The organism is Serratia sp. BIGb0163 (assembly GCF_024809935.1).
In the GTDB taxonomy this organism is placed as follows: domain Bacteria; phylum Pseudomonadota; class Gammaproteobacteria; order Enterobacterales; family Enterobacteriaceae; genus Serratia; species Serratia quinivorans.
In genome coordinates this window covers 1-23,661 of the sequence record NZ_JANUDZ010000005.1, presented here as the reverse complement: position 1 = coordinate 23,661, position 23,661 = coordinate 1, and the positions used below count along the sequence as shown (strand labels likewise).

Below are 23,661 nucleotides of genomic sequence, written 5' to 3'. Positions count from 1 at the left end.
AGTCAATCAGAATATTGAGGGCCGTTTCCGTGGTGAATTCAGGTATGCGAATACTTGTGAAGATTGGAGGTATGAGTTACCAGTCAAAGGTGGCGAAGCCTGGCAGTACTTCACCACAGGCATCAAGATGGATGACTCTGATAGTGTAACGACGTATCAGCGCCACGAGCAGGCGGCGGCAGGTTTTCGACAGGCCCCGTTTCTTAAGCTGAAGCACCGGGTACTGCCACGCATCCAGATATATCAAATATCCTGAGCCGGTATAGCTTATCCACTCGCTGTCACCAAAGTCTTTATGCTGATGCGAAAGAGCGAATAGTAGGTTGTTGTCAGCTTCGGAGATATGGGCGGTACTACACTGGATACCGTTAAGGCGGGTGACGGGCGGGAGCGGATCTTCAACGGCCAGTTTTCCAGGCTCGTCAGCAACATGAAGCGAATAACCGTTCTGGTTCACCACATCAATCAGTTCGGCCAGTTCAATACCGTCGATATCTATGGCGATCCGGCCCATGTTGAGGGCCAGTACGTTGATGGCGTCAGCTTCAATGTTCAGGCTAACTTTCATTGCCCGGACTCCAGTGAATATTGCCCGGTGGTGATATCGGTGATGGCTCTGTAACCGCTACGTTTCATCAGCCCGGTGGCATGACGGGCGCGAAGTATATCGATACTGCTGATAAGTGGCGATTGTGTTTCTGCGCTGAAGCCACGACGGTCAGTACGCACCAGGTCATATTTCTCCACGATAAAATTCACCGCGTCACACAGTGAAATACTGGCGTCAATGTGTTCCTGGATCACGCCGTTATTGCCAAACGGCGTGTCGTTCAGCGTTAGACCGTAGTGCTGGTCCAACAGGTACGTCAGTAGGGTCAGCCACACAGCCACTGGTGACACACCAGGTGACGGGCAAATCTCAGCCGCCCGTTTTGCGGATACAGGTAAAATTCTCATTACTGGTTCTCTTTGAGCGTTGGTTAAGTGTTGTGGGGTTTATGCGGTAGGTGCAGATGTCGGGTAAATCGCGATATAGACATAACCACAGGAGCCGAGACTGTCCGCTTCACAGGTCAGCCCCTTCGCGTGGAGCGTGACACAATGCTGGCGGCGTGGGGTCAGTTCACCGCTGATCAGTTTCAGTTCAAGCTGCTTAAGCAAGAGAGGAAACACCTGATCGATATGGCGTAAATCTGCGTCACTGAATATGCCGGTGATGCTGGCGCGATCGGCCAGGTAATGCAGCCGGTTGCCTTCTTGCACCAGGCGAGCGCCAAAACACGGTGTGATATCGCGCCGCAGGCCCCACCATGGCTCAGAGAGATCGTGGTGTGTAGTGTGGGTTTTTTTCTGCATTTAATGTCCTTAAACGTAAGTTAATTTAGGGTAACGCTGCGCAGGATCACATACGGGCCGTTGCGGTCCTGACTGCGTTCAGCGAACACGGCCAGTACACCTTTGATATTCTGGACTTTTCGACCGTAGTAGTGGCAGACGCTGCCGGACCACTGATATTTTCCGGTGCAGAAGCGAAACAGGCGGGACTGCGGATACTGGCGGTAAATCGCCATTGCCTGGCGTTTACTGATAATTTTCATCTTTGTTTTCCCTCTATAACCAGCCTCTATCAGCAAACGAGACGATATCCATTCCACCCACCACCAGATGGTCCAGCAGGCGGATATCGACCATGCCCAGCACCTTTTTAAGACGCTCTGTTATCTGTCGGTCGGCGTGACTGGGTTCTGCATGACCGGAAGGGTGGCAGTGCGCCACGATGATGGCGGCGCTGTTATGTCTGAGCGCCGCCTTCAACACTTCCCGGGGATGAATTTCGGTATGGTTGATAGTGCCGGTGAACAGGGTTTCATGGGCCAGTAACCGGTGCTGGTTATCCAGGTAAATCGCCATAAACACTTCGCGCTCCAGTCCGGCCATCTGCAGGCGTAACCAGTGGCGAACCGCATCGAGTGAGGTGAATGACTCGCCCGGTTTACGCAGATGGTTCTCCAGCAACGCCAGCGCGCGCTGAATGGTACGTTGTGTGGGTAATGGCAGTTCCGTCACTGACGGGGATAGGGTTATATTCATCATGATGATGGGTGTTTCCGTAGGTAGGTTGTGTGAAGGGTTAGTCGATCATGCGCATAATGGCGTTAGACTCAGGGTGAATAAGGGCGTAATCCCGCAGTCGGTAGTAGTGTTCCGTCATCGCGTCACATTTTGTACTGCAGGCATGATGGCTGTAGGTCATCAGGCAGGCGATGATGCCGGCGGCCTCATGACCGACGGTGGCACCATTCCCGTTCAGTGCGTTAAAGAGTACGTACTCACCTTCGGTGGACGGAATAATAAAAGCGCCCCCGTTACTGAGGGCGTAAAATTCCCAATAATCTCCGCAGTAGTGTTCACACAAGAGGTCGAGCCAGGCGAATATCGGTGACTCGATTCGGAGCCATTGCGGGATGTCGCCAAAATGCTGTAGCCAGAATGACTGACGGTCAGCGTCAGGGACAAGGGTAGCGGTCAGTGCCGATGTGCCATTGTTAGCAGCAGACTGTGGCAGTAACGGGATATTATCGTTAAGGCTAATAATGTCGGTCATGTTGGTTTTTCCTTGTTTATTTATCGGGACGGAGATGTAGGCTCAACTGGAGTGACGGGCAGGACTGCGCATAGCCGTTCTCATCACAACAGGCGGGCCATATACTGTCAGCCAGGCTTAACTGACAGAGGCTGAGTTCTCCGGGTCGGTAGAGAAGATGTGTGCACCAGGCGCACAGGTCATCATCAGAGAGGGAGCGGCAACCCGGAACCTCATTCAGGGAAAGCGGATAAACGTCAGCCTGACGGGCATCATCCGGCACATGCTGCATCAGCTCAGAGCCTGCTGCAGCTCTTCGGCCATCACCCAGAGCGCCCTGTTTAACTTAACGTCGCCATCTATACCGTTAATCGCGCGGGTGCGGGTACGTTTACCCTGTGCGGTGCGCCCCGGCAGGCCGCCTTTCAGCAACGATTCCTGAATGCGGTTATAAATGGTCCACAGGTCGTCCTGACGGTCCTCATACCGTCGCGGCGTCAGTATCTGGGCAGCGGTCACCGGCTGGTGCTCTTCGCCAAAGCGGTACGTCAGTGCGGCGTTAGCCAGGGCGTGTTGTGCAGGTGGCGGCAGGTGTAACGACTGCATGGCATCGCGTTTCTCTTCCACCCGATCAAAGACGCCGAGCACTTCATACGCCCCCTCAATCACTTTCCCGGCCACATCGCCCCGATGCGGCACGCGAATTTCACCGAACGACTGTCCGCAGACGAGCCCGTTGGTGCAGATGGCTCTGAACAGCCCGGGCAGCATCTGGTATGAGCTGGAGCCATCATGCGAGTTGAGCAAAATGATCTCCGGTACCTGCTGGCCATTGATCTGCCCGGCCCGACGCAGACGTAACAGATGTTTGGTGTGCTCTCGCCGGCTCTGGTCACGAACGCGTGACTGGCAGGCGAAAAAGGGTTCAAAGCCTTCACGCTGAAGATTGTCGAGCAGGGTAATGGTGGGGATGTAAGCGTATTTTTCGCTTCTGGATTCGTGGCGATCTTCACTGAAGACGCTGGGAACGACCTGCATCAGTTCTTCACGGGTTAACGGTCTGTCGCGGCGGATCTGGTTCACCCGACCAAAACGGCTGGCTAATCGCATGGTTAATTTCCTTTATTGGTTGATTTAACGGCATAAACAAAAAGGCCATGCGCCCCGGAGGGAACATGGCCTGTTGGTGTGGCGGGTATTCGGGCGGGGCCCGTGGTGAGTCAGTCCCCGGGGATACCGTGGCTGAGCAGATAGCGGTTAAGCCATTCTCCGGCACCGGCTTCAAAATTCCACGCCCGCCAGAGTAATTGTCCCTCGTGGTCGCGAATGGCCAGACGAAAATGGGTCCCCTGGTCGTCTTCAATAGCGACGTTCTGGTACGCCGCGACTGCGGCATCAGCCTGCCTGCGGGTAAACGGGCCGGACGGTAGTGGGGTATCGTCGGTGTTGTTCATCGTCATCTCCTGATGAATGACATAAAACAAAATGCCCCGCTCAGTGAGCAGGGCATCAACGGGAGGCTCCTGGTGTGGTGATAAGCTGCAGTATCTGCTCCATCAGCGCTGCGATTAAGGCACCTGCCAGCAGGGCTGCCGTCTGTCTGGCAATATAAATGCTGTCTTCGTCGTAACCTTCTTCGCGAAAGTGGTCTTCCACAAACTGCTGTGCCCGGCTGCTGGCGCACCATGTCAGTATCTGGCCCAGTGCAGAGACCAGTATGTTGAGTAATGTCATTGAGTTAAATCTCAGGGGGGACCCGGACGGATGGGGCATTCACGGATGCCCCTGCCGGGTAAATGGAGGAGAGCTGAGTTACTGCGGTGACGGAGACTCCGGCGGCACGGGGACCTGACCATGAATAATCCGGTGTTTTGCCAGTGCCTGCGACATGTCATTGATGCAGTACGTAATGTAGAAGACGTTGAACAGTACGGTGTAGAACGCATTCATTCTGAGGTCGAAGCGGAAGGTGTTCAGCGCATAGTGGCGCAGTGCGGCTCTGGCCTTAAAAGCCCAGACGATATACATCACGCCGGTGGCGAACGACAGAATGGCGCTCAGTACCAGCAGCGTGTCGCTGCCCGTGTCGTAGCCGGCGAGGTCCGGTGAGGCCATCACGCCAAACTGTCGACTGAGACCAAAACAGACGGCCAGCCAGATGATAAACAGGTTGCCGCAAACCGGATACCCGGTGGTGTCGCTGATAATGTCCTGCTTTTTATACAGCCACAGTAACGGCCAGATGCCGCAGGTGGCGATGGTGAGCAGCGCAAAAGTGAGCGTTGGGGTTGCCAGTCGCTGGCTGAGTGTCGAGATGTCGGTCATATCGTATTGTCCTTGATTGATTTTGCTGTAAACAGGGGATGAGCGGGGTTACCCGGCGGTGAGTGTCGTGCATTCGGGCATATCAGCCAGAACCTTGTGAACGTTTCCGGCAGAAGGGGAAAAATGCCCCACCTTTTTGTCGTTGACGTAAATCTCAAACGACGTTGCCTTTCTGATGGCATCAATGAACGACAGCCAGGCGTTGTCGCCGTTACGCCAGCCCAGAGAGGACGGCAGCGGGAACGGCTGGTCATCGGTGACGACGGTGATGGCGGTTTTCTCATCCTGCGAATCGGCACCGCTGCCGTCAGGCAGGGTGAGCATGACGTGATGCTGCAGGATGTTCTGGTCGTCAGGGTTGCCGGTGCAGTTGAGATTCAGCATGACGTTTTCCGGGCTGGTGATGATGTACTCGGTGACGCCCATACCGAAGCCACTGCTCCACATATTGGGAACTGCCTGTGCCGTGATGGCAAAGGTCAGTAATCCTGCTGACAGGATGGCGTGCATGAATCGCATGGTGTTTTTCCTTCTGAGTCAAAAATGTTGTTGAGGGTCAGCCGTGTTACATGAGTTGTTTACCCACGGCGATAAGCCCTGCCAGCCAGCCGATGCACTGGGGACCCACAAGCCAGAATAGGCGGGCCTTGAGCAGCCCGGTCATCCCTTCGCGGGTGTATACCGCGTCCGGCGTCAGCCACAGACGCAACGCCGCGCCTGCAGTCATACCGGCACCGGGCCCCAGGGTCATCCAGAACAGGTACCCCATTCCCTGACCAAAACTGCGTATCTCGCCGGTACTCCCGAACACGTTAAACAGCACGACCACAAGCGCGATGGCGAAGGCAATCGCGAAGTATTTAATGACAAGCGCCATGTTCAGATTCCCTTATTTTCTGCACTGCTGAGCGGCACTCAGCATGTTGTCCATGAAGCGCGGGGGGACATAACCGTACTGCTGGTTCATTTTCTCCAGCTCCCCGTGCGTGTATTTCGTTTTGAGGTCATCCCAGATACATCCGCAGACGGCGGTAGTACCACCGCCGGATTTGCATCCCTGGATAAACTCGCGTTCATTTTTGTCGCCACAGCCGCTCAGGGTTGCGGCAGACAACAGCAGGGTGAAGAGCAGCAGAGGGCCTGCGACAGGTTTCACGATTTGACTCCTTTGGGTCTGGATGGATGTTCAGGGTGTTGTTCCCTGAAGGTGTGAATGACATCACTGATAAAGCGAAAGTGGGGTAGTGCGCTGATAAATCCCTCTTCAGTAATGAGCGAACTGATTTCGCTCCGGCGACGGAAGGTTTGCTCTGAGAGTGAAGCAGAGATAATGTCTTCCAGCCGGAACACCCGGAGGCTCCCCCGACAGCAGACGACCAGATACCAGTGCTGATGCCGGTAAATCAGGCGGTAAGGCTCCTGCTCATCGTGACGGACACCGCCGACCAGCAGGCTGACCACCCGGTGGTGGCAAATGGCTTCGGCCAGACGATGAAAACTGTCAGCCTGTGTCCATGCTGACGGTAAGTCGTGCCAGATAAAGCAGGGTGAGGTGCCCGTTTCATTCATCAGCAGGTGCATCAGTTGCCGGTTCTGCGACGGGATAATGCGTGCGATACCGGTACTGCGGGCAAAGGAAACGGCCCCCGGAGAGTGATCACGCGTGGCGCTCTCACTGAGCCGATACGTGCCGTTCTCCCCGATAATGTCGAGGTGGACCAGCCGTTGATGTAAGTCACGACGCAGGGTGCGTATCGATACACCAAACTCACCGGACAGTGTCTGAAGGGTCAGCGTTTCTCCGGCCATTAACCGGCTGATAATGACCGACAATCTGACGGCCAGCCGGTCGTAGCGGGCCTCTTCATCGGGTCGTTGCATGGACGCTCCGTGTGCGATAAATAGGTTGATATTTCATGCGGTTATTATGCGGGAGGGGAGGGACACGTTATGTCCGTCCCCCGTAATGGCGGAAAAGAAAAAGTAAAATTCATCTTTCAGTAAACAGAAGAATTAACAAAGGGTTAGTGCCAGGTGCTGAAATTACGACAGCATGCTGACACGCCCTGTCATCAGTCGTGCCGTAGCGAGTACGGTCAGCGGCTCAGGCTTTGTGCAGGATGGGCTGACCCTTATTAACGTTACGGTGCACTGAAGATATGCTCACACTGCGTGCAGCCGTATTCATCAAAGACGGTACCGTCCAGTTGTTCTCCGGCCAGAGAGCCTGCCACCGCACCAGCACAGGCGCCGGACAGAAAACCAATGAGGCCTCCGGCTATCGTACCGACAACCGGAATGACTGAACCTATCAGCGCACCGGCGGAGGCTCCTTCAAGCCCGGCAAGGCCTCCGGCTGTTGCGCCAACGACCCCACCCGTCTTTTTACCCACATGGCGCAGTCGTATGTTTTGCGAACCGCAATTCGGACAATGCATTTCTTTTTCCCTTATTACTGGCAATAAAAGCCGCCTGAATAAACAGGCGGGCCGTGTATAAAAACGGCCCTGATACCGGAACAGGGAATGTGGCGATGGCAGCGCCGGAACAGGGGAAGCATGCACGCGGGTATGTTGCAGGGCAGTTCACCGGGGAGAGGGCACAAGGGTAGCGGCAGGGCACCAGAACCCCGTTTGTTCTTATCAGACACATTAACCTCCATGAGTAAAATAACAAAACGGCAGCGATAGTGGCTGCTGTTCTCATGGAGGTAATATAGGTCTGAGATTTTTTTGAATGCAGGTCTGGTTGCGTTTTTGATGCCGGATTCATTCCCCGGCCTCATCACAACGGTATTATTCCCCGGAAAAGGTTTTCAGGTAGTGGCTGTTAATCAGTTTTTCCAACATATCGCTGATTCGGATATCGTGATGGGCTGCCAGTAAATCCAGGCGCATTTTGGTTTCATTTTTCAGATAGGTGTTAAGGGCTTTTTTATCGGTACGTGACTGACGCAGTTTTTGCTGGTTCCAGGCTTTATTCAGGTTCAGCAGAAATAACCGTTTGGTATCCGGTGCATCGTCCCATAAATCAATTGCACCACGCAGGGCAAGGCAGCGTTCAGAATGACTCAGTGGCGTAAACCAGGTGCTCAATCCCGGTGATGACAGGTTGAAGGAGAACCCACTAGTGGGTGTGCTCTTTTCTTCCTGTAGCGATTTAAGGCTGTTCCATGCCCACAGCACCGCCTCTTCCTCATCAGGCAACCATTTTAACGGCAGTGGTTTGCTGTAAATATTTTTCCACTGGTCTTTGAGCCTGTCCATAACCTGATTCTTCAGGCGATTAACCGGCGGGGCAGGAATAATTATCCAGTCAAAGAAAGTGAAGATAAGTTGCATTCTTTCCTGATGACTTGTCGGAGATTTATTTAGCTGAAGGAACTGATACCAGTTCTGATCGTAACGAGCATCTCTTGATCGAGAAATGCCAAGCTGATAGTCACTCGCTTCACAGAGATAACCCCACATCCAGAATGCGGCCCGTTCGTCGCATTCAAGCCAGTCAAAACGGTTAGCCGGTAAGATATTCTCGTCGCAGGCGGTATGCATGTCTTCCAGGAGTCTGTCTTGCTGTTCTTTATCAGGATAGTACTGATTGAGGAGATGATTAACTGCCTGATGGCAGCTGCCTGCATCCTGGCGATTAACGCCTTCTGTTCTGATGTTTTTATTTATGCCTAACCAGTCAAGATAAAAACTGCAGATTCGGATGTCGCGGGTCTTTATCGGTGTTTGTTTGTGGTTGCGATCGTAAATAACCATATATTCATCCTAAATATAAACTACGATGTCGTGGTGTTTGTGGTTATACAGTAGCATGATGGTGGTTTTATCGTCACTAAAAAACACATCTGGTAGTCATCGTGAAGTTAGGTGATGGTTTGATGTGGTTTTTTATGTCGTATTATCATGGTTATCCAGTAGTTGTTTTTACTGTTTTATCTTTGTTGTTCGTTCTATTTACGGTCTTGGTGACTTCATCCTGGCTTGTAAAGCACCACTTTGACCTCTTTTCGTTCTTCTGTACGCCCTCATTTTTCACCTCATCATTGTGCCTGGTTCGCCTCAGGATGCATTTTCTGACGCAGGTATGGTCACCTGTGAATATTTTCATTTCGTTGCTAAGAAGCAGATGGGAGGGCTTCTGTGGGTAGTGATGATTCAGAGGTTAATCTGGTTGTGGTTATTTGAGATGATGAGGTGTCTTTTCTTCTGGTTATTAAAAAAGATAATTCCAGAGTGAGTGTTTGTGGTTCTTATTGCATGTAACGACTGTCTGGTACTGTTGATTGGGGTGTTTGCATTATGCTGAATGTGTTGGATTGGTATTAATATAATAAAGAGGGGTGATTACTGAAAGTATAATGAGTGGTGATTGCTAAAGAGTAGGTTGTTATCAGTAAGACTACTGTTTACCACAGTAGTGATTGTTGCCGGTAAGAGAGTTATGGCTACAGAAATGAATAAGACAAATAACTTATGGTGACTTGATTGCTACCGTGGGGGATAGTTATTAGAGACAGGGTAACTATTGGGTAGAGGTATTGGTGAGTTAAGATTGCAGAGCATTAAGTCATGGCCGTAAAGCCATCAGTAAACGTTACACGACTGACGACAGTGCTGAGAGCGTAATAAGTATCAGGCTGAGAGTAAGCTAACGTTGAGTGGAGGGGTAAGCACGATCGCAATGCGTCGTGAGCATATTAGCATGGCGCTGCCCCTTAAGGTTTGTTATAACGATAACTGACCATTGCAGGTAATTCGTTAACCAATAACAACTGAATGGTCTAAAACCATTCATGAGTATCTTTACCTGGGCTTTACTCACGTCAATGAGAACGTGAGCTAAAGGGTATGAAGAATGGCTGCGAGGTAATGGTAAGCGACGTAGCGGGTGACCGGGGTAATAATCCAGGGATATACCGTCAGCAGGAATGCAGTACGTGGAATTGAACGTGTTTACCCAGAGTCAGTATACGAAGAATGATTAACGGATTAAGACGATGTTATTTTAACAGGGGGTGAATATGGTAGTGTTGCATATCTCTGAACCTTTCTGTAAGCCCGTATAACCACGTTTGAGTTAATATTGATGGAAAGCTACGAGTGAATTGATTGCGTTGCTCTTGGTGCATTACAGCGCGTTTTATATGGGGAGAGAGACTGCCCGTTGGCTGAAAAGAAAGTTAATATCCGTTTCTGCATTGTTATCGTCAGGTCGGGTACTGTATCGGGAGTTTAACCAAACGGAAGCAGGTGTTATCCATGAAAGCAGACGTACAGTACGAGTTTCATCATTTTGGTATCCCGCTGCAGGATGGCGATACCGCAGGCAAGTTCAGTGCCACAGCCGGGATGTATACCACCGATAACCCAGGAAAGTTTCGGGTGCAGTGGCATCGATTTACTGATGACTCACCGTTGCATCCATTGTTGAAAACCGTTCCGCATGTGGCCTTTAAGGTCAGTAGTCTGGCTGAGGCGATAGCGGGTGAGAAAGTGATCCTGGGGCCTTATGAACCTATCGATGATTACAGGGTGGCCGTTATTGATGACTGCGGTGTGCCGGTTGAACTGATCGAGACCACGCTCAGCGACGAGGAGCTGTGGGCGCGCGCAGCCTCCGGGCAGGGGAGTTTGTACCGGGAGCCAGAAGATGCGTCAGAGTGAAATAACCAATGGCGCAAGGTTTCATTCTGTCAGTCACTGGTGATAACTCTTCGCTTTCAGAGGCACGCGGCATCATACCGATTAATACGGGATAACTCGCGTGCCCCTTTGGCTCACGTTGCCAGCTAACATGCCAGCTGATGTATCCGGGTCAGGCTAATGGGGTTCCTCTGCGTCACTGGAGCATGTCCCGTATTCTGTGCATCCAGCCGACGACTTCACCCTCCGGATCGCGTTGATGGATCAGGGCCGCAGTCATCAACGGAAAAGCCCGTTCGGCCAGTCGGGCCTTGGCGGCGTTATCTTTCATCACGCCATCAAAGTGCTGAGCCAGTGAATACGCTTCCGCAAACACTTTTGGCGTAGCTTTACCGCCGACAGGATGGTCGGTAACGGCGATTGTCACACCAAAGGCGTCGTGAATGGCATCAGGATGAAGATAGCTTTCGACTTCATGTTTCAGCGTCTGTGCCGCCCAGCAGCCGTTACCCCGGGCGTTGACGGCATTCACCGCTTCAGCATAGGCAGGAACGTCACGATCGTAGATGTGTATCTCCCTACGGTTCAGAGCACGAAGATAATTTTCATTCACCCAGTGCTTGAGCGTTCCTCCCCCCAGCACGATAAATGCCACTCGCTCGTCGTTATCAAGGTCGGGGAGGGTATTATCTTCAGCATGCAGTGCTTTACTGAGCGCTTTAAAGGCGACAACATCCGTTGGACCCTCTACACAGAACAACAGTCTGACCCGGTTATCCGGTGTGACCCCCAGCGTATCCGTGACGATGCCGAAAACGTCAGCACCGGCCTGGATGGTGGGTCGCCCGGTAGCGGTATCCCGGGAAACAAAGCGAATGCTGTCAACGGGTAGCTCTGAGGCAAAGCCGGGGCTATGCGTCGTCAGTATGACCTGGCAACCGGCTTCCAGTGACAGAGATTTAAACGATTCAATTAATATGCGCTGATAGTTAGGATGTTGGGAGGTTTCGGGTTCTTCAATAGCATAGATGATACTGCGGTGATTGCTGGACTTAAGTCGTCGTTCTGCTTCGGCTTTAAAAAAGCTGACCAGCACCAGACGACGGACACCGCTCCCGCGTTTATTAAGCGGGATCCCCCCATCAGTATTGAGCCCGACGGAGAACAGCCCTTGCCATTTTGCCGGCGTGGGAGGCGTAAATTCAGGGGTGAGTTCTCTCGCCAGACCGGGTTCAATGGTTTTCAGCGCCTCATGGGTGTTTCGGGCAATCTCTTCTGCTTTTTGCTGGACCCTTAACTGGATCCTGGCGATGTCGTCCTGTACTTCGGCCAGAGCAGCCGTGATGGCGGCCTTCATCGGACTTTGTACTTCATCGTCGGAATCCCGGCTGCTTCTGTCGCTCTGGAACAGTGCAAACATCGGCAACCAACTCTCGATTTGCTCCCAGATACGCTTTGTGTCTTCTTTGGCTTTTCCGACGGCCAGCAGCGTTTCTGTTAACTGTAAATCGGCTGATGCTGCCCATATGGCCTTTCGCATTCCGGGGTTCCCTTTGAGGGGAACATCGAGCCCGAGATCTTTCACCCGGGCCTGGAGCTCTTTTTCCTTAAGCTCGAGGAGATTCTGAAAACCCACTGCAGCCGGATGGTTTGCAATCACGAAAATCTCAGCGGTGGGTTTTTTGTTACTGCAGTTGTAGATCTTGCGAATTAGAAGTGAGCCGGTGCTGCTTAGTAAAAATTCTTCTGCCAATGTCGTTTCAGCCCCGGAGTCCAGCGTCAGGGAAGAGGGGAGATCGGTAAACTCACAGGTGATCTCAATATTGTCCAGGCCACTGTGAATACAGGCATCTCCTTTCTCAATAGATACCACGCTGTTATTGAAGAAGATCTCCAGCGCTTCCAGGATCGTCGATTTCCCAATATCGTTGCGTCCGACAAAGGTTGTCAGGTCATCGAGCTCAACGCTTACTTCATCTGCATAACAGCGGAAATTCTTTACTGCCACACTCTTCAGACGCATGTCTTTTCCCTTTTTGATTAACAGGCCATTTGACCTGTTAATTATCTTACCCGGCGGCTGAATATTTTTGTTGATGGTGGTTTGATTTATCGCTGGACTTAAATGGATAACATCGCGAAGGCTTCCGATATCTTCGTGCGATACCCGGCAATCTGGTCCGGTATAATGATGGCAGGTCTCCCGAAAAGTTATTTTTTAACGGCACCGGTAATGGTTATGAACCATAACCCACCGGAGTCCATCTCAATGAGTTACACCTACGACCCTTACTGGCAACAACGCATCGCCGATACCTTCAATTGCGCACTTAACGCTTACACCCGCGTACTGGCACTGCGCGTTGACCTCAGGCTGCCTGATACGCCTGCGGCTACCGATGCCGCGGTTATCTCCCGGTTTATCGATGCTCTAAAAGCCCGCATTAACGCGTACTTTAAGCGCCATCAGCGTGAAGGTAAACGTATCTGGCCGACCACGCTGCGTTTTGTCTGGGCGCGTGAGTTTGGTGAGATTAAGGGGAAAAAGCATTACCACGTGGTGTTGCTGCTGAACCGCGATACCTGGTGCGGGCCGGGGGATTACAAGGACCCAGAAACGTTAGCCGGGATGATTAAGCAAGCCTGGTGTAGTGCCCTGCAGGTGAATGCACAGGCGCATGCCGTTCTGGCACGTTTCCCAGCAAGTCCTGTGTCATGGCTGACACGTGGCAATGATACTCAGCTGCAACAGTCACTGTCGCAGGCGGCCTATTTAGCCAAGTTGGAGACCAAAGTCACCGGCGACGGTGAGCGTAACTTTGGCTGCAGCCGGGGCTGAGCCTCCACACGACACGCATTTTGCCGGCCTGATGCGATGGGCCGGTAATTTTTTACAGGCAATCCCTATCCTTTGAGGAGAACCGGCTCGCTGGAGATTCAACGACACCGGACGTCTCCCGACAACCATTCCTCAAAGGGAGATAAATACCATGACCACACTGAATACGAACAACGCCGGCACCACAACCACCACGCTGCTTTGCGCAAACGACCCGCTCATCGACATGACGTTTATCACCACCTGCACCGGCATGACGGATAAGTGGTTCTACAAACTTATCCAGGAGGGGCAGTTCCCTAAACCCATCAAGCTGGGTCGCAGCAGTCGCTGGCGTAAGAGTGAAGTGGAAACCTGGATGCAGCAGCGCATTGCCGATTCCCGTGGCGCCTGAGCAGAGGGGATATCTGAATGGAAAAACGACGGCGTACTCAGCCATGGACAATTCCTCCACGCTGGACGTGCCCCCGTTGCCAGCGACGGCACTGTGGTATCAAACCCTGTCCCGTGTGTTTTCGTCCCTCCGGCGCCCCTGCGCAACCGTAACCTTTCTGTATTCCATGACCGGCCATCGCCGGTACCGACCCGCTAACGCTTAACTGACCTGCCATTCGCACCCTGCCTGCGCTGCCCGCACCGGGACGGCTGACGCCTGCGTGTCGTCTGGTGGTGAGGGACAACACAATGTATGCAAAATCCTTTATGGCCCTGGACGGCAACGGTCGCCTTACGGGGGCCAGAACCGCGCAGGCCGCACCGTATGACCGCTATACCTGCCATCTGTGCGGCAGTGCACTGCAATACTATCCTGAATACCAGACGGAACGTCCGTGGTTTGAACACCGTCGAGATGCGCTGACGGAGAACGGGCGACGACATTGTCCGTATGTCAGGCTCAAACCGAAAGAGATCCGCTATCACCGGCAGTTGCAGTGTTATGTACCTGATGCCCGCCCGCAGGTTTACAAATCTGACTGGCACTGTAGCGGTTGCGACAGTGTGTACCACGGCGAGCGTTACTGCCTGACCTGCCGGAGCGGTGAATACAGCCGTGAAAGCGCTGATGCGGGCAACCCGCCAGCAGAGGTGACAACATGCGCATGCTGAAGTGTTATCTGGCAAATGACCGTGAAGGGCATTTTGTGACTGCCGGTGAGGCGATGAGTGCACCGGGACAGATATGGAGCTGCGCGTCCTGCGGCTGTCGGCTGATACTGCATGCCGGTATGCACGAAGACCCGTGGTTTGAGCATGACTAGCAGACCGTAGCCCGGCATGTGCTGATGGCCTGCGCGCATCTTGACCCTGAGGTGAAAGCCGAAGCCCGGCACAACAAATTGCGCAGTATTATCGGCGGGCTGGGTGCCCCCGTCATGTCGCAGGCCTGGTACTGCGTCTGGTGCAGCGAGCATTATCAGGGCGTGAAGTCCTGTCCACGTTGCCTGACCGGCATCTACAGCATTGAAGAAGCGAACTGGCAGATGAATTACGGCTGTAACACGCTCCCCGGATAAGCCCGGTGAGGGTTTTTCGCATCAGACATACCGTGCAACTCGTGTCCCCCTGAATCAACCCAAAGAGATAACCCCCATGAATGATCCTCACTCCGGCGCTGAAGCCGGTAATGCTGTGGATGCAGCAAATACACGTGCGGTACTGCAACAGGCCGTTGACCACTACCCCCGACTGGCGGCGTTCAGTTTTACCCTGGTGTTGCCGTACCGCGAAACCATGACCGATTATCGAACACTGAAACTGCGCTTTCAAGCGGAAGTCTGGCAACGGACTGGCGAGTATTCGTGGCAACGCCAGCTGGCGCGCCACCATTCCCCCCCGACGTTGTTACGCTGGATATGGGGTTCAACCTGTGCAAGCGAATGCAAAATGGTGCTGATGATGAATCTTGATACGCTGACACCCATGACACAACCTGTTGAAAGCACTCTGCTGGCGTTCAGTGACATCATCCGTGACGCCTGGCGAAGGGTAACGGACGGGGAGCATGAAGACGTGGTGGATATCACGCCGCTTGTCATTAACCGTTCCGCGCAGGGGGCTTTCGCATTACGCTTCAGTCAGCTACAGGCGAGGGTTCAGGGCATGACCGTGCCCGTCATGACGGCGAGAACGGGGGTGATCACACCGCGTTTATCGGGATGACCGACAAGTGGTTTTATAAACTGATGCAGGACGGGGCGTTCCCTAAACCCATCAAACTCAGACGCAGTTCGCGCTGGTTCAAAAGCGAAGTAGAACAATGGGTACAGCAACGCATTGCAGATCCCCGCAAGTAAATCCGGTTACCCTTGCGCATATCACGCCTTTCTTCACGGACCTGAATTAACCCGCTATTCGCACTCTGCCCGTCTGCCCATCACGGGACGGACCTTGCCTGCACGTCGTCTTGCGGTAAGGAACAACACCATGTACGCCAAATTTTTCATAGCCCGTGCGTCGTGGGGCGTCTGACCTCGCGGCGACGGCAACAACCTATCCGTACGACCGCGATGCCTGTCATCTGTGCCAAAGTGCGCTGGTTTTTCATCCTGAATGGGGCACGAACAGACCCTGGTTTGAACACACCGCTGATGCCCTGACAAAGAACGGCATGGCGCACTGTCCGTATGTGACATCTGCCCGCGAAGAGCCGGGCCTTGTCCAGAGGCTGCGGCGCTGAGCGACCGATGCTCACCCGGTGGTGTGCAAGGCCGACTGGCACTGTTCCGGCTGCGACAACCGCTATTAGGGTGAACGTTATTGCCTCATATGCTGTACCGGTGACAACAGCACGATGTTACTCACTGGTCTATAAGTTGCCGGAGGTTACCGCATGCGCATGCGGAAGTATTATCTGGCTAACGACACCGCCGGGCATTTTGTGACTGCCGGTGAGGTGCCTGTGTCACCCTCCCGCGCTGTAAATAAAGTGCCGGCTCTGCACTGTTGTCTGCTCCAGGGCTCGCTGGCCGAAATCATCGAAACACGCAGAGTAATCCGAGAATCAAGGTAAACCAGGGCTGGTGAGGCAGAGGTTAGCTTGCCGGTATGGAAAGCATCCGACGACCGGAGGAACCCGTTAAAACCAAAGTGTGTGGCTGACAAGCGTTGCTTTACAAAGTAATAAAATGGCGGGCGCTCAGGCGCAAAAAAAGCTTTTGAAAAGTAAAACCGTTGGGAGGGTAGAACATGCGATGTTGCGTGAGGCGGGAAGGCGGTGGGGAGCACGCCGCTGAAGTCTGCGCAGAAGTGGGGGCTGCACAGGATGCCGACGTGCTGGAAGCCCCGGTACCTGATTTTAACATTTTACAGGGTGGATTGCGTATGAAATGGACGTTAAGCATGTTGCTGACGGGGGCCGCCGGCCTGTTGAGCGCCGCGGCGGCACACGCCGGGGAGGAGGAGTATGCGAAGAAGCTGGCGAACCCGGTGGCTGCGCTGATAAGCGTGCCTTTCCAGTATAACTACGACGGGGGGTACGGCCCGGACAACGGCACGAAGTCTCAGTTGAACATCCAGCCTGTCATCCCCTTCTCCGTCGGTGAGGACTGGAATGTGATTTCGCGCACGATTGTGCCGGTCGTGTCCCTGCGTGACGTCGCCGGAAAATCTGGCCGCCAGTCGGGCGTGGGGGATATCACCCAGAGCCTCTTTTTCTCGCCCAAGGCCCCCACCGCCGGCGGACTTATCTGGGGTGCCGGACCGGCGATGTTGGTTCCTTCCGCCTCAGACAGGCTTCTGGGCGGGGAGAAATGGGGGGGGGGTCCTACCGCGGTCTTACTGACGCAACAGGGCAGTTTAACCTACGGGGCCCTGGTCAATCATATCTGGTCATTTGCCGGCAATCAGGACCGCCACAACGTCAACGCGACCTTTTTAGAGCCTTTCATCTCCCATACGACGGGCAGCGCCTGGACGTTCGGGCTGGATACGGAAAGTACTTATGACTGGAATGCGGAGAAATGGAGCGTCCCGGCCAACCTGACCGTCTCAAAGGTTGTCACGCTGGGGTCGCAGCTGGTGAGTTTTCAGGTTGGTACGCGCTACTGGGTGACGGCGCCCGGATCCGGACCGGGTGGTCTGGGTTTTCGGGCGGGGGTGACGTTCCTGTTTCCCAACTAACTCCGCGCGGTGGGTGACTTGCCGCCCAGACGATCTGAATTGACTTTTTACTCATCACTCACAGTGTTAACAGTAACGCGCTGAAAATATTACTTTCCGGGAAAAAGTATCTGCTCCTGCAGGGGCCAATGGGGCCTTTCTTTCGTGATCTGGCCGACTGGCGTTACCGCCATGACTTCCTGAAATATCGTCACCATAAATTTTCCTCGCCGTGGTATGAGGCACGTTGCTGGCCCCGTGCGGCAGGGCGTAAAAAACCGTACGCCTTCCGCCAGCGTAACGTGTTGCCTTTGCAACATCCTGCTGCCACTGTTGCAGTGATTTGAAGGGGATATCGTAAAGTTCGCAATATTGTTCGCGGGTGAGGCCACTGGCTCGCCATGCGGCGACGTGATGCTTTTTCTGGTCAAGGGTCCATCGAATTTTCGGCATTGTTCGATCTCCATAGGAATTGTACGAATGCCGGTAATGCTAACTGCCTGAAAATTCCTGTGAAGATGAGTTCACCGTATGCTTACTGTTGTCAAGGTGGGGTGGCAACGTCCGGGCTGCAGGACCGGGTCGGGGCACGACGATAAAAACCTACAGGTATCCGGACGTCACCATGGATTGGGTGGCGACCAAAGCTCATAAAGTGAACGCCTGCGGGACGGACAGTATTATTGGCCTTGGTCACCTTTGTTGGTGGGCGCTCAATGCTACGTATGAGTCTCTGCACGTCGGCACAAACAAAAATCCCCTGCATCGCTGAGAGAATGAACGACAAGCTAAAAGTGATGAAGCGGATGGCCTAGGGGTGCCGGGATAACGCTGACTACGTCCTGAAAATTAAAGCAACGTTCCCCGGTAAAGCGCGAACAACCCTAAAAAAGCCCGTCAGATGGACGGGCAAATAATGCGGTAAGTCGAATTTTTATTTTAGGGATGCAATAGGGCTTCTCTACCCATTACATGTATGAACGTGCAAACGGCAGGTATGGCATGTCAATGACAAAAAAAGCCCGCTGGGGGCGGGCGGTCAAAAAGACCCTTGTTGATAAGGAATGAACTATCTCTATCGATGGCAGGTGTTCGAAGTCAACTTATTTTTCAGGTGACAAAGCAATATTAACCCGCTGAGGTTTGTTTGCGCCGATTAAAACCCGCAAAGCTATTGGGTAGTGGACGTGGAGGTAGCGTCACGGTGGAGCACATCACGGATGCCACTGAGATAGGGAAAGGCCTGCATAACGCGGGTGACGGGCAAGAGGCCATGACGTTCTCAACAGGGTAAACCTTGTCAGTGCCGACAGGAAAGGGCTGCAACGATGCGCAGGCTACGGTGGCAGGGCTTGCCCGCATGGAAGGATAGGGCCTGTGCAATCCTGCTCCCTGGTTAGTTTTCTAAAACCAGGCTAACGGGCTGTTTTACCTTGTTATGTTTGCTGCTGTGAATGCCGCAATACGTAGCCATGTTCACTATTTTTTACATCCAGACATGCAATCGCTATTGCTTATGGCGACCCGCCGTCGATAGATTTCGTTTTGCTTCCTCACCAGAGATAAAGCACGGCGCGGCCTGGATACCCTGACTCAGGCTGCGCCATCCGCCAATAATGGCGGCACCGTGAGTGGGAAATAGGCCTCCCGTTGTCCTCACGGTGATCGCCACCCAAGACAAAGGGGACAGGCTGCATGACAGCAAAGCAGGGAAGCGCGCAATAAGGTTTGCTTACATGCACGCCTGCTCCTCCCATCAGAACACCCTGCGCGATACGCGTCGATGCCAGAGGCTCGGATGGCGTACGGTTATTCGGGGAGGGGTAGGGGTGCTACTTCATATTAGGGGAGTGCCATGTTCGAGGATAAACAAAAACGGGAAGTCGTCATTATGACGCTTCCCTATCAAGATTGGCACATCACTACGCCTTGCCAACAGGATGCCGTGGACGCTTTGGAGCGGGGCAAGGTGCTGTATTTCCCGCATCTGGCCTTTCACCTGACGGAGGCGGAAAAAGCCCTGCTCGACCCTGAACGGGTTGAACCAAAGCGTAAGAATATTAGCTATCAGCCAGCGCAACAGACGCTGGCGGGGGTTGCGCTGGCTACCGACCACAACGCGATGAAAACATTGCTGGCCCGCCATCACCAGGCCTGTCGCCTGTTGCTCAATACGGCTTTTCCCGCGTATCGGGATGCGCTGCATACGCCAACCAATAGCCTGCGTCTGCACCCGATAGAGGCCTGGAAGGCAACAACCTCATGGCGCAAAGACGACAGTCGCCTGCATGTGGATGCTTTTCCCTCACGGCCTAACCATGGTGAGCGTATTTTACGTCTATTCACCAATATTAACCCGCATGGCGAAAGCCGCCTATGGCGCGTTGGCGAGCCTTTTCCTGCATTGGCACAGCGCTTTCTGCCGCGCTTAGCACGTTACTCACCGTTATCCAGTTGGCTCCAGAATACACTGGGCCTGACAAAAACGCGTCGCAGCCATTATGACCATCTGATGCTACACATGCATGACGCCATGAAGGCCGACAGGGAATATCAGCAGAATGGCCCGCAACAGACGATTGCGTTTCCGCCGGGCAGCAGCTGGATGTGTTTTTCCGATCAGACCCCACACGCGGCCATGGCCGGGCAGTTTATGCTGGAACACACCTTCTTGTTACCGGTGAAGGCGATGATGTCACCGCAGTATGCCCCCCTGAGGGTATTGGAAAGGTTACTTCACAAGCCCCTGATCTAACGTCGCGGTGCTACGGGCGCCGCGCCCGTAGCCTGCTGCCGGCGGTGGCTGTCTTTGCCGGGCAGAGGCACTTTCTCTCATCGGCCCCCTTTCAGTTGTCCCAGGTCAGACATTAACCGTGATGCCTCCCGCGTTGAATAATCCCGGTTTGCTGCCTGGCGCAATCGCGCCATCCCTCATGGGAAAATGACTGTCTGCCGGTGTGTACTCTGTCAGCCGGTGCGCGCAGGTGCGGTTCATCGTGGGAAGGGATGTGTGGGCGTTTGTATTTTGTTACGAATGCGTTGTGCAAATGCATGTCTACCGACGTTAGGGTGATGACTCGATAGCTATTTTTATGCGTGTAATTAAGGAGAAGTGATGACCCGAACCGTGAATTTTCAGGGGCAACCGGTGCCTGTGACCGGCGCGTTCCCCGTTAAGGGGCAAAAAGCCAAGCCGTTTTCTCTGGTGTCCGCGACATTGCAGGATGTGTCGTTGAGCCAGTTTGCGGGCAAGCGCAAGATTTTGTCGATTTTCCCCAGCATTGATACTGCCGTGTGTGCCGCCTCCGTGCGTGAGTTTAACCGACAGGCGGCGACGCTGGACAATACGGTGGTGCTGTGCATTTCAGCCGACCTGCCGTTCGCGCAGGGACGTTTTTGCGGTGCGGAGGGACTGGAGGGGGTGATGACGCTGTCGACCTTGCGCGGCGAGCGGTTTAAGCAGGACTACGGAGTGGCCATCAGTGCCGGGCCGTTGGCGGGTTTAACTGCCCGGGCGGTGGTGGTGCTGGACGGTGATGATACGGTGCTCTACAGCCAGTGTGTTCCGGAAATCACCGACGCGCCTGACCACGCGGCGGCATTGTCCGTGCTGAAATAATCGGTCACTCTGCAGTGAAACACATAAGGCCGCGCTTATAGCGCGGCCTTTATTTATTTTAATGACCCGTCCTGAATAGCGTTGACACGTTTTCGCCTTAAATCCGGAGAACGGTGCGTATTCCGATGATTCCGGCGATTTCGATCGCGCTTCCCGCGCTGGTTATTTCTTACTTTAGTTTTTAACCCGTCTGATCGGTTTGCGCCAGTTTACGCATTGATTTGCCCCTGAGTTCAACTCGATGTCCGTTGTGCAGTAGCCGGTCCATCAGGGCATCGGCCACCGTCGGGTTGCCTACCAGTTTGTACCATTCACTCACTGGTAGCTGACTGATGATGATGGTGCTCCCCCGCTGGTATCTGACCTTCGAGACCTCACGCTGCAGCAGTTCGTGCTCCAGCAGGAGACTCAGCCGTTCCTCGAAGCTCAGCGAGGTGTAGGTCATCGGCTGCGACCATTGCAGCTCCAGCGCGTTACTCATGTGCCCCAGCCGCAGGGCCCGTATCTGTTCCAGCGGGTTGTTATGCATTATTTTCTCCTCAGTGGTAGTACCCGGCACCGCGTACGTTGCTGTGCTCTACAGGGGACTCATCCGGCGCTTCGTCTTTCAGCCGGTCCCGGTGGTTTGTCAGCAGGTTCAGGATCACCTGACGCCATGGGCGCTCCAGTAACAGCGCCTGCTGGCAGGCGTTCTCCAGCCTGGCATCGCCATATTCACGGCTGATATTGAGCAGCCCCAGACAGGTCCGGTAAGCCTGTTCCGGATACGCACGATGGTGCAGGTGCCAGGCCACCACGGTGCGGGTGGCACTGCCGATGCTCTCGCCCCAGGACAGCAGCCTTTCCGGGCTCCATCGCTGCCGGCGATGGGATTCCGGCATATGCTCTGCCTGCGTGGTGAAGCCACCCTGTTGTTGTGCCCGTGGATGCTGGGTAACCAGCGTTCTCCGGTGATAGAGGCGGATGAGCCTGGCTCCGGCTTCGATATCGATATGGCTGCCGACCAGCGCATGAGGCACTGAGTGCGCATGTTTGCTGTACAGCACGTGATAGTCCGGGCCGACCTTCGCTCGGCGGATATCAACGTATTCATAGTGGTATGGCGGGAGCGCCTTCAGTGCGGGCTTATCCAGTTGTTCATACAGGCTTTTCCTGCAATCCGGCAACCGACGGAACGGCCGCTCATTAAGATCCTGCAGTAGCTCACTGATGGCCAGATTCAGCACGGCCAGCGTATGGAACACTTCATTCCGCAACCGCATCAGGATCCAGCGCTCCACGACCTGAACGGCATTTTCAACTTTGGGTTTGTCTTTCGGCTTGCGGGGCCGGGCCAGCTTACGGTAGTTCTCGCTCAGTACCGGCTCGTAGCGGTCTGCGCGGCTGACTGCCGCTTTCAGGTTATCCGGGATGAGAAGTTGAGGAACACCGCCGAAGAACTCGAACGCCCTGACGTGGGCCATCAGCCAGCTTTCCTGCCGCTGGTTTTCACAGGCTTCAACATAGGTGTAGTTTGAGGCACCAAGCGTGGCGACGAAGATGTGCGCCTGCCGTAACTCGCCCGTATCCGGGTTGATAACCGGGATCGTCGGCCCGCAGAAGTCGAGGAACAGCTTCTCACCGGCAACATGATGCTGACGCATACTGCGTTTTTTCTGCTTCAGCCACTCACCATAGAGGTTACAGAACTGGCTGTACCCGTAGGCGTTTTCGCCAGTTTCCTGTTGATATTCCTGCCAGAGCAGGATTTTTGTCATCCCTTTACGCTTCAGTTCCTGATGGCACAGGGGGAAGTCGGGCATCCGTTTATGGCTGTCGTTGGCACGTCCGGTATAGAGCAACGCTTCGAGTTGTGATTCCGTCATCTCTTCCGGCAGGGGCCACGCCAGCTGACTCCCCCTGAAGCGGGTGACCACATCAGATACAGTGCTGCACCCGATATTCAGACAGGCCGAGATACTCCTGTTGGGCAGGTAACAGTCAAATTTCAGGCGCAGCACTTCTTTAATTTTACTCATCCGCGTTCTCAGTCTTGCCATGGCGACACTCCTCCGGAAGATGCGTTATCAGGAGAAAGTGTTGTCCATTGTTTTAAAAGTGAAAAGCGCGGGATTCCGACGACAGGATCACCGATTCCGACAATCCGATCACGGATTCCGGAGCCAGGATCACGGATTCCGGAGCCAGGATCACGGATTCCGACGGAGGGCCAAATATGGCCGGAACAAATCGGAATCAATGGTCGGTTTGGGTCGGAAGCGGAAGTGGGTGTACAAATGGTCGAGTGTTGGAGCCCGGTCCCTTTGCGGAGCCCTACGAGTCGTCCTTTAAAAAACGGTCCGGTAACCACCTGGACGTCTTCGAAAGACGGGATAAACGCGAGCGTTACCCGTGATCCGTGCAACAATCGTGTGAGTGCGTATTTTCTTTTGAGAGTTGGCTGATTGCCGAACCAGGGGAAGGCCGTGTCAGGATGGCGCGGAGGCGTTGGCTTTATCTGTGCTTGAGCCTGATAAGGTTAACGTGAATAATGCCGCGGCTGCGC

At 54.0% G+C, this 23,661-nt stretch carries 28 protein-coding genes and 3 pseudogenes; 11 read left to right on the top strand and 20 right to left on the bottom strand.

What is annotated here, in order from left to right:
* Positions 1–76: 76 nt before the first annotated feature.
* From M2406_RS17340 to M2406_RS17265, 16 genes are all read right to left on the bottom strand, one after another.
* On the bottom strand, positions 77–568 hold the full coding sequence (locus tag M2406_RS17340; RefSeq protein WP_259190795.1) for a DUF5983 family protein: 492 nt from the start codon (positions 566–568) through the stop codon (positions 77–79).
* A complete protein-coding gene (locus tag M2406_RS17335; protein WP_259190794.1) occupies positions 565–957 on the bottom strand; it encodes a toxin in 393 nt (130 codons plus the stop codon). Before M2406_RS17335 ends, M2406_RS17340 begins: the two co-directional genes overlap by 4 nt.
* Positions 958–996: 39 nt before the next feature.
* Positions 997–1,356, bottom strand: coding sequence for a type IV toxin-antitoxin system YeeU family antitoxin (locus tag M2406_RS17330; RefSeq protein ID WP_259190793.1), 360 nt, complete (start codon positions 1,354–1,356; stop codon positions 997–999).
* 20 nt (positions 1,357–1,376) lie between these two features.
* Positions 1,377–1,598, bottom strand: a complete 222-nt coding sequence (locus M2406_RS17325) for a DUF987 domain-containing protein (RefSeq protein ID WP_259190792.1) — start codon at positions 1,596–1,598, stop codon at positions 1,377–1,379.
* Between the two features lie 13 nt (positions 1,599–1,611).
* Positions 1,612–2,091, bottom strand: a complete 480-nt coding sequence (radC, locus tag M2406_RS17320; protein ID WP_259191011.1) for a DNA repair protein RadC — start codon at positions 2,089–2,091, stop codon at positions 1,612–1,614.
* Between the two features lie 40 nt (positions 2,092–2,131).
* Entirely contained in the window at positions 2,132–2,605 is a 474-nt protein-coding gene (locus tag M2406_RS17315; RefSeq protein ID WP_259190791.1) for an antirestriction protein, read from the bottom strand.
* A gap of 270 nt (positions 2,606–2,875) precedes the next feature.
* Positions 2,876–3,694 (bottom strand): DUF932 domain-containing protein, encoded by an 819-nt coding sequence (locus M2406_RS17310; RefSeq protein ID WP_259190790.1) that lies wholly within the window; start codon positions 3,692–3,694, stop codon positions 2,876–2,878.
* A gap of 110 nt (positions 3,695–3,804) precedes the next feature.
* On the bottom strand, positions 3,805–4,038 hold the full coding sequence (locus M2406_RS17305) for a DUF905 domain-containing protein (RefSeq protein WP_259190789.1): 234 nt from the start codon (positions 4,036–4,038) through the stop codon (positions 3,805–3,807).
* Between the two features lie 55 nt (positions 4,039–4,093).
* Positions 4,094–4,318, bottom strand: a complete 225-nt coding sequence (locus tag M2406_RS17300) for a hypothetical protein (protein ID WP_259190788.1) — start codon at positions 4,316–4,318, stop codon at positions 4,094–4,096.
* A gap of 78 nt (positions 4,319–4,396) precedes the next feature.
* On the bottom strand, positions 4,397–4,909 hold the full coding sequence (locus M2406_RS17295; protein WP_259190787.1) for a DUF4234 domain-containing protein: 513 nt from the start codon (positions 4,907–4,909) through the stop codon (positions 4,397–4,399).
* 48 nt (positions 4,910–4,957) lie between these two features.
* Entirely contained in the window at positions 4,958–5,428 is a 471-nt protein-coding gene (locus tag M2406_RS17290) for a hypothetical protein (protein WP_259190786.1), read from the bottom strand.
* A 46-nt stretch (positions 5,429–5,474) separates the two neighbouring features.
* On the bottom strand, positions 5,475–5,786 hold the full coding sequence (locus M2406_RS17285; protein WP_259190785.1) for a hypothetical protein: 312 nt from the start codon (positions 5,784–5,786) through the stop codon (positions 5,475–5,477).
* A gap of 12 nt (positions 5,787–5,798) precedes the next feature.
* Positions 5,799–6,065: a hypothetical protein gene (locus M2406_RS17280; RefSeq protein WP_046897912.1), complete on the bottom strand. Its 267-nt coding sequence runs from the start codon at positions 6,063–6,065 to the stop codon at positions 5,799–5,801.
* Positions 6,062–6,790: a YafY family protein gene (locus M2406_RS17275; protein WP_023336632.1), complete on the bottom strand. Its 729-nt coding sequence runs from the start codon at positions 6,788–6,790 to the stop codon at positions 6,062–6,064. Before M2406_RS17275 ends, M2406_RS17280 begins: the two co-directional genes overlap by 4 nt.
* Before the next feature lie 260 nt (positions 6,791–7,050).
* Positions 7,051–7,347 carry a complement resistance protein TraT gene (locus M2406_RS17270; protein ID WP_259190784.1) on the bottom strand — a complete coding sequence of 99 codons (297 nt, stop codon included), beginning with the start codon at positions 7,345–7,347 and terminating at the stop codon, positions 7,051–7,053.
* Between the two features lie 357 nt (positions 7,348–7,704).
* Entirely contained in the window at positions 7,705–8,673 is a 969-nt protein-coding gene (locus tag M2406_RS17265) for a hypothetical protein (protein WP_259190783.1), read from the bottom strand.
* 1,503 nt (positions 8,674–10,176) lie between these two features.
* Between M2406_RS17265 and M2406_RS17260 the strand changes: the two genes are divergently transcribed.
* Positions 10,177–10,581, top strand: coding sequence for a hypothetical protein (locus M2406_RS17260; protein ID WP_259190782.1), 405 nt, complete (start codon positions 10,177–10,179; stop codon positions 10,579–10,581).
* Positions 10,582–10,756: 175 nt separating this feature from the next.
* On the opposite strand, the gene M2406_RS17255 is transcribed toward M2406_RS17260, so the two are convergent.
* Positions 10,757–12,583, bottom strand: a complete 1,827-nt coding sequence (locus M2406_RS17255) for an ATP-binding protein (RefSeq protein WP_259190781.1) — start codon at positions 12,581–12,583, stop codon at positions 10,757–10,759.
* 246 nt (positions 12,584–12,829) lie between these two features.
* Between M2406_RS17255 and M2406_RS17250 the strand changes: the two genes are divergently transcribed.
* From M2406_RS17250 to M2406_RS17210, 8 genes and pseudogenes are all read left to right on the top strand, one after another.
* Entirely contained in the window at positions 12,830–13,399 is a 570-nt protein-coding gene (locus tag M2406_RS17250) for an inovirus Gp2 family protein (RefSeq protein ID WP_259190780.1), read from the top strand.
* A 151-nt stretch (positions 13,400–13,550) separates the two neighbouring features.
* Positions 13,551–13,793: an AlpA family transcriptional regulator gene (locus tag M2406_RS17245; protein ID WP_259190779.1), complete on the top strand. Its 243-nt coding sequence runs from the start codon at positions 13,551–13,553 to the stop codon at positions 13,791–13,793.
* A gap of 290 nt (positions 13,794–14,083) precedes the next feature.
* Entirely contained in the window at positions 14,084–14,506 is a 423-nt protein-coding gene (locus M2406_RS17240; protein WP_259190778.1) for a zinc-ribbon domain-containing protein, read from the top strand.
* Positions 14,494–14,913, top strand: a pseudogene (locus M2406_RS17235) (putative zinc ribbon protein). The gene M2406_RS17240 and the pseudogene M2406_RS17235 overlap by 13 nt, the downstream one beginning before the upstream one ends.
* Before the next feature lie 76 nt (positions 14,914–14,989).
* Positions 14,990–15,559 (top strand): DUF3296 domain-containing protein, encoded by a 570-nt coding sequence (locus M2406_RS17230; RefSeq protein WP_259190777.1) that lies wholly within the window; start codon positions 14,990–14,992, stop codon positions 15,557–15,559.
* A complete protein-coding gene (locus tag M2406_RS17225; protein ID WP_259190776.1) occupies positions 15,556–15,693 on the top strand; it encodes an AlpA family transcriptional regulator in 138 nt (45 codons plus the stop codon). Before M2406_RS17230 ends, M2406_RS17225 begins: the two co-directional genes overlap by 4 nt.
* A 976-nt stretch (positions 15,694–16,669) precedes the next feature.
* Positions 16,670–17,518, top strand: a complete 849-nt coding sequence (locus M2406_RS17215; RefSeq protein ID WP_259190775.1) for a hypothetical protein — start codon at positions 16,670–16,672, stop codon at positions 17,516–17,518.
* Positions 17,519–17,571: 53 nt separating this feature from the next.
* Positions 17,572–17,808 (top strand): annotated as a pseudogene (locus M2406_RS17210) (hypothetical protein); the annotation flags it as partial.
* On the opposite strand, the pseudogene tnpA reads toward M2406_RS17210, so the two are convergent.
* A pseudogene (gene tnpA, locus M2406_RS17205) lies at positions 17,792–17,950 on the bottom strand (IS66 family insertion sequence element accessory protein TnpA); the annotation flags it as partial. The pseudogenes M2406_RS17210 and tnpA sit on opposite strands and share 17 nt — an antisense overlap.
* A 1,402-nt stretch (positions 17,951–19,352) precedes the next feature.
* Between tnpA and M2406_RS17200 the strand changes: the two are divergent.
* Positions 19,353–20,252, top strand: coding sequence for a Kdo hydroxylase family protein (locus M2406_RS17200; protein ID WP_259190774.1), 900 nt, complete (start codon positions 19,353–19,355; stop codon positions 20,250–20,252).
* 360 nt (positions 20,253–20,612) lie between these two features.
* On the top strand, positions 20,613–21,116 hold the full coding sequence (tpx, locus tag M2406_RS17195; RefSeq protein ID WP_259190773.1) for a thiol peroxidase: 504 nt from the start codon (positions 20,613–20,615) through the stop codon (positions 21,114–21,116).
* 181 nt (positions 21,117–21,297) lie between these two features.
* Here tpx and M2406_RS17190 read toward each other — a convergent pair whose 3' ends face one another.
* Together M2406_RS17190 and istA are read right to left on the bottom strand one after the other, a co-directional pair.
* Positions 21,298–21,645, bottom strand: coding sequence for an ATP-binding protein (locus tag M2406_RS17190; RefSeq protein WP_259190772.1), 348 nt, complete (start codon positions 21,643–21,645; stop codon positions 21,298–21,300).
* Positions 21,646–21,655: 10 nt separating this feature from the next.
* Positions 21,656–23,155: an IS21 family transposase gene (gene istA, locus M2406_RS17185; protein WP_259190771.1), complete on the bottom strand. Its 1,500-nt coding sequence runs from the start codon at positions 23,153–23,155 to the stop codon at positions 21,656–21,658.
* Positions 23,156–23,661 lie beyond the last annotated feature (506 nt).